This is a genomic window from Mycobacterium sp., assembly GCF_049281135.1.
Taxonomy (GTDB): Bacteria; Actinomycetota; Actinomycetes; order Mycobacteriales; family Mycobacteriaceae; genus Mycobacterium.
Window position 1 is genome coordinate 1 of sequence record NZ_JBAPRN010000713.1, and the last position, 4,705, is coordinate 4,705.

At 62.1% G+C, this 4,705-nt stretch carries 4 protein-coding genes and 1 pseudogene; 3 read left to right on the forward strand and 2 right to left on the reverse strand.

Annotated features, from left to right (window positions below; genetic code table 11):
* Together WAN02_RS28480 and WAN02_RS28485 are read right to left on the reverse strand one after the other, a co-directional pair.
* The coding region (locus WAN02_RS28480; RefSeq protein ID WP_422268707.1) for an acyl-CoA dehydrogenase family protein at positions 1-1,059 on the reverse strand (1,059 nt) is incomplete at its 3' end.
* Positions 1,060-1,085: 26 nt separating this feature from the next.
* The gene (locus WAN02_RS28485) at positions 1,086-1,511 is read right to left on the reverse strand and encodes a nuclear transport factor 2 family protein (protein ID WP_422268709.1); all 426 of its coding nucleotides are present in this window, start codon (positions 1,509-1,511) and stop codon (positions 1,086-1,088) included.
* A gap of 192 nt (positions 1,512-1,703) precedes the next feature.
* On the opposite strand from WAN02_RS28485, the gene WAN02_RS28490 reads away from it, so the two are divergent.
* The 3 genes and pseudogenes from WAN02_RS28490 to WAN02_RS28500 all read left to right on the forward strand — a co-directional run.
* Positions 1,704-2,339: a TetR/AcrR family transcriptional regulator gene (locus WAN02_RS28490; protein WP_422268711.1), complete on the forward strand. Its 636-nt coding sequence runs from the start codon at positions 1,704-1,706 to the stop codon at positions 2,337-2,339.
* Between the two features lie 58 nt (positions 2,340-2,397).
* The gene (locus WAN02_RS28495) at positions 2,398-3,447 is read left to right on the forward strand and encodes a hypothetical protein (RefSeq protein WP_422268713.1); all 1,050 of its coding nucleotides are present in this window, start codon (positions 2,398-2,400) and stop codon (positions 3,445-3,447) included.
* A 67-nt stretch (positions 3,448-3,514) separates the two neighbouring features.
* Positions 3,515-4,447: pseudogene (locus tag WAN02_RS28500) on the forward strand (LLM class flavin-dependent oxidoreductase); the annotation flags it as partial.
* Positions 4,448-4,705 lie beyond the last annotated feature (258 nt).

Below are 4,705 nucleotides of genomic sequence, written 5' to 3' on the forward strand. Positions count from 1 at the left end.
TTCAAGGGCCATCCCATTGCCGCCATGGGTTTGGATGGCCTGGTCGAGGCAGAAGATGCCCGCTTCGGCGGCAGCCAGTTTCGACATGTTGCTGGCCTCGGCCGCCGGGAGGCCGGCATCGTAGAGAAATGCCGCCTTGTGCATCATGAGCGAGGCGAGTTCGAGCTTGATCTTGCCTTCCGCCAGCGGGTGCGCGACGCCTTGGTGAGCGCCGATAGGCGACGACCAGACTTGCCGCGTGCGCGCGTACTTACATGCTTTGTCCAAGGCGTAGCGGGCGATCCCAATCGATACCGCCGACACCAGGATTCGCTCGGGGTTGAGGCCGTCGAATAGAGCCTTCAGCCCGTTGCCTTCACCTCCCACGACGCGGTCGACGGGCACTCGGACATCGTCGAAAAACAGGGTGAACTGCTTTTCGGGCTCCTCCAGCGCCGTTTCGAGCGGTTGGCGGACCAGCCCGGGGCTGTCGGGGTCCACGATGAGCAGGGACAGTTTGCCCTTGCCGTCGTTTTCAGCGCCGGTTCTGGTCACCAACAGAATCTGGTCGGCGGTGTCAGCTCCCGAGATGTAGTACTTCTGGCCGTTGACAACGTAGTGCTCACCATCGCGAGTCGCCGACGTGGTCAGGTTGTGTGTGTTGGATCCGGCGCCGGGCTCGGTCAGACCAAGCGCGAAGCGAATTTTTCCTTCCGCGATACCCGGGAGCCACCGCTGCTTCTGCTCTGCCGAGCCGTGCCGGACCAGGATTGGCGCGACGATCCCAGGGGTCACCAGTAGCGCCAGCAAGGGGCAGCCGGCGGCGGCCGTTTCCTCGAGCATCATGGCAAGTTCGCGGATACCCGCGCCGCCGCCGCCGTATTGCTCTGGAAGGTGGACGCCGAGAAAGCCGCCGCCGCCGAGTCGATGCCACAGCTCGCTCGGAGTGCGGCCCTCGGCGTTGCACCGCTTGTAGTAGGCCGGCCCGAACGAGGCTGCGATGGAATAGATCGCCGCCCGGAAGGCCCTCTCCTCGTCGGTGGGCACGAAGGGGGTGACGAATTCAGCGTTCAGTGTCATGTTCTCTCGCAGTCGGTTTCAGCGATTCAGTCTTTTCGGGAGTTGGCGGCGATAACCCACTGTGGAAGCGGGTCGGGAATCTTGAAGTACAGGTCGAGCTTGCTGATGCGCCCGTCCTCGCCGATTGTGGCGTCGACGAGCTCGTGCATAATCAGGACGTCTTCATCAGGGGTCGGCTGGATCGTCTCCACGCACTCAGCTACTGCTGAGTTCCCGTCCGCAGACCACGTGATCCGGGTCGCTTCCATATGCCATTTCGTGAATGTAGGCACGATGTGCTCAAGAAAGGCCTGGTAATTCGCGCGGCCGACAATCGTGTCAGGGCCTCCATGGCGCATACCCACCCGCTCGAACTTGTCGCCGATCACCGACATGGATTGGGCCCAGTTCCGGACCCGGATGCCCTCCCAGAACTCTGCCACCACATCGAGGTTGGTGTTGTTGTCACGCACTAGAGACGATCCTTTCCAGTCCGACCGTAGCGCCCAACGGTCACGGACGATGAGCACGGAGCATGTGAACGATCGTGCACACGTTGTCCTATGACATTGACCCGCCTCACGCTTGATGTCAAGAAAAACTTTCTATAGGGCCAAATATTTTTGGGTCTACAACTTTGGTCACGTTCGTCGTATGCTCGCGGCATGAGTTCTGACGCATCCGCCGTTGCTTCAGCGCTAGATACGGCCAGCGGGAACGGTGTGGCGCCGGTCGAGGGGTTGAGGGATCGAGGCAAACGACGCCGTCGGGAGCGAATTCTTGAATGTGCACGTGAGCTGCTGCGCGAGGGTCCCGCCCACTCCTTCACCATCCAGGAGCTCGCGGCACGTGCCGAGGTGTCCATCCCCACGATTTCGAACCTGATCGGCAACCGTGACGCGATTTGGGCCGCACTGGCTGACGATGCGGTGGGCGCTGTCGACTATGCGGCGCTGTCGCACCGTGATGCACGGGACCGGGCGCAGGCCATCGTGGCGGCCATGGCCGATGCGATGACCTCGGACAAGGTCATCACACGCGCTCTGATCCGGGACTGGTCCCACGGTGTCGGCGCGATGTCGCTTGACCCCACACAGGAATTGATCGCGTGTTTCGTCGCTGCCTACGACGGCAGCGCCGGCGCGGGTGGTCTCGTTCCACGTCGATTGGGCGAAGTTGTCGCCGCAGGTCTTATCGGCTGCTTGCATCAGTGGGGGGCTGGTCTGATATCGGACCGCATCATGCGCCGGCGCCTGCGCGACGTCGTCGACGTCGCTTTCGTGGCTCTGGGGGCGCCATGAGAGGCGTTCGCTTGCCCTGTGCTTCGGCATCAGCCGGGCCGATGTAAAGGATCCCCTCATGCGCTATGTGAATTACCTCGACCCGCACCCGACCGTCGAATCCTTTCGACTCTCGCATAGTCCGCGCGACGGCCTTGGTGTCGTACTCATCTGCCCTTGGGTGATCCTGCGCGGCGAGTCCGGCGCGAACTACCAGTTCATGCGTGGATATGCCCTGCCCGAAATGCACACGGTCATCAACTTCGGCGCCTATCGAGGCATAGGAGAACTCGACAAACAAGCGCCACTGCTCATCTCCTACTCCGAACATCCAGCCGTCGAGGCGTACACCGTCACCGAAGACGCAACGGCTGTTACCTACGCTTCACCGAGTCACCGATTACGCTTGGGTCTCGGGCATTTCGAGTGGGTCGATGCGGGCGGGCGCATTGATCTGCGCGCCGAACTGATGGGTCAGCCGTGCACCTTCTTCGTGCCAGAACAGACGGGATTCCCGCACCCGATCCTGTCCCGAAGTCATTTCGGCTACGTCACAGGGACTATCGACGATGACCCGGTACGAGGTATCTGGACGCACGACTTCATTTTCAGTCGGCCTGGTCTTACCTTCGGCGAAACCCATTTCACGCGCGTCCTGCACAACTATTGGATGAACTGGCTGGTCGAATACGACGACGGCACCTTCGAGGGTGGGCATGCCTGGCGTGGCCGGCCCGGAACGGGTTTCGCCGCCGCGCACCATGTGGTCGACGGGGTGAGCCACGCCCGCAGCGACGCTCGAATTACGATGACACACACCGAACGCGGGTCCATCGACACGTTGACCCTTCAGCTTGGAGACGAGTTGGTCGTCGAGTTCGACCAGCACGGCTCGCTCGACTGGCCGATCCACACATACGGAACGGTCCGCCACATCTCGCGCGACAAGACGGTGGTGCGAAGCTGGAACTACTCCGAACAGTTCCCGCACAACTGGGGCCTTGTGGAGGACTACCAACTCGCTCACGCCAAGCTGTTCGGGCAATACCCATCTCTTCAAGGTCTGTTGTCAGGCGCCTCCGTCAAACAGGGATTACTTCGCTTCGACACGACCTCAACCGCGAACTGAACACCCTGTTTCATCTGCAACTCGGTTCTGGCACAACGGAACCACCACCAGTAGCCCATTCCAGCGTCAAGTAGGCAGCGGCACAATGAGATTTGGAATCACCGTCGACAACCCCGCCACACTGGTCGACGACGCACGACATGCGGAGGAGCTCGGGTTTGATTTCCTGGGCTGCGGCGAACACCTGTTCTTTCACGGACCTACACCCAACGCATTCGCCATGCTCGCCGCGGCAGCCGGGGCGACCAGCCGGATCAGGCTCGTCAGTTCCATCGTCTTGCTGCCGCTCTACCCGGCCACGATCGTCGCCAAGCTCGCCGCCACCATCGACGTCATCTCCCAGGGGCGCTTCGAACTCGGGATCGGCTCAGGCGGAGAGTACCCGCCCGAATTCATTGCCGCCGGCGTCGATCCGGCCACCCGATTCCGCCGGACAGACGAAGGCCTCTACATCATCCGCCGGCTGTTCAGTGGAGAGGTCGTCACCTTCGAAGGCGAATTCACCGCCGTGCCAGGACTGGCCCTCAACCCGCCGCCCCTCCAGCGCGGTGGCCCACCCATATGGCTAGGCGGACGCAAACCGGCAGCCCTTCGACGTGCCGGCCGTCACGCTGATGTCTGGATGCCCTACATGGTCGACCCCGTCCAAGTCCGCAGCGGACTCCAACAAGTTCGCGACGCAGCCAACGACAGCGGTCGCAACCCCGCAGCCGTCGCCGCGGCATTGTTCGTGTGGGCGAATGTTGATGATGATCCGCTATGGGCCCGCGAGACGGGCATTAGAACAGTCAGCGCGGTCTACAACCAGGACTTCGCCCCGCTCGCCGATCGCTACCTGTTCCTCGGACAACCGGAATCCGTCGCCGCGCGAATCAACGAATTCGCTGATGCGGGGGCAGAATCCGTATTGTTCCAGATCGCCGCCAATGGGCGCGAAGACCGCCGCAGAATCATCGACACCATCGCCCGCCACATCCTGACACGCGACCCGGTGCAATAGGCGAACCTTGACCCGGTACCAGCAACCGCGGGTTGCGGCATACGTCGGCGTGTCGTCGCTGAGGTTCAGACGTCGCGGTCCAACGGCCGACAACCACGCGACACCGAGACTTAAACCATTGCGTGACACTTCGGGGCATTGTCAATCGGTGAATGCAACACGGGTTAGGCGGCTTCGGCTAGGAGTTGGGCGAGCCGTTGAGCCGGTGTGTCGAGGTTCAGGGTTGGTCGGGGGCGTTGGTTGAGGGTGTCTTGGATG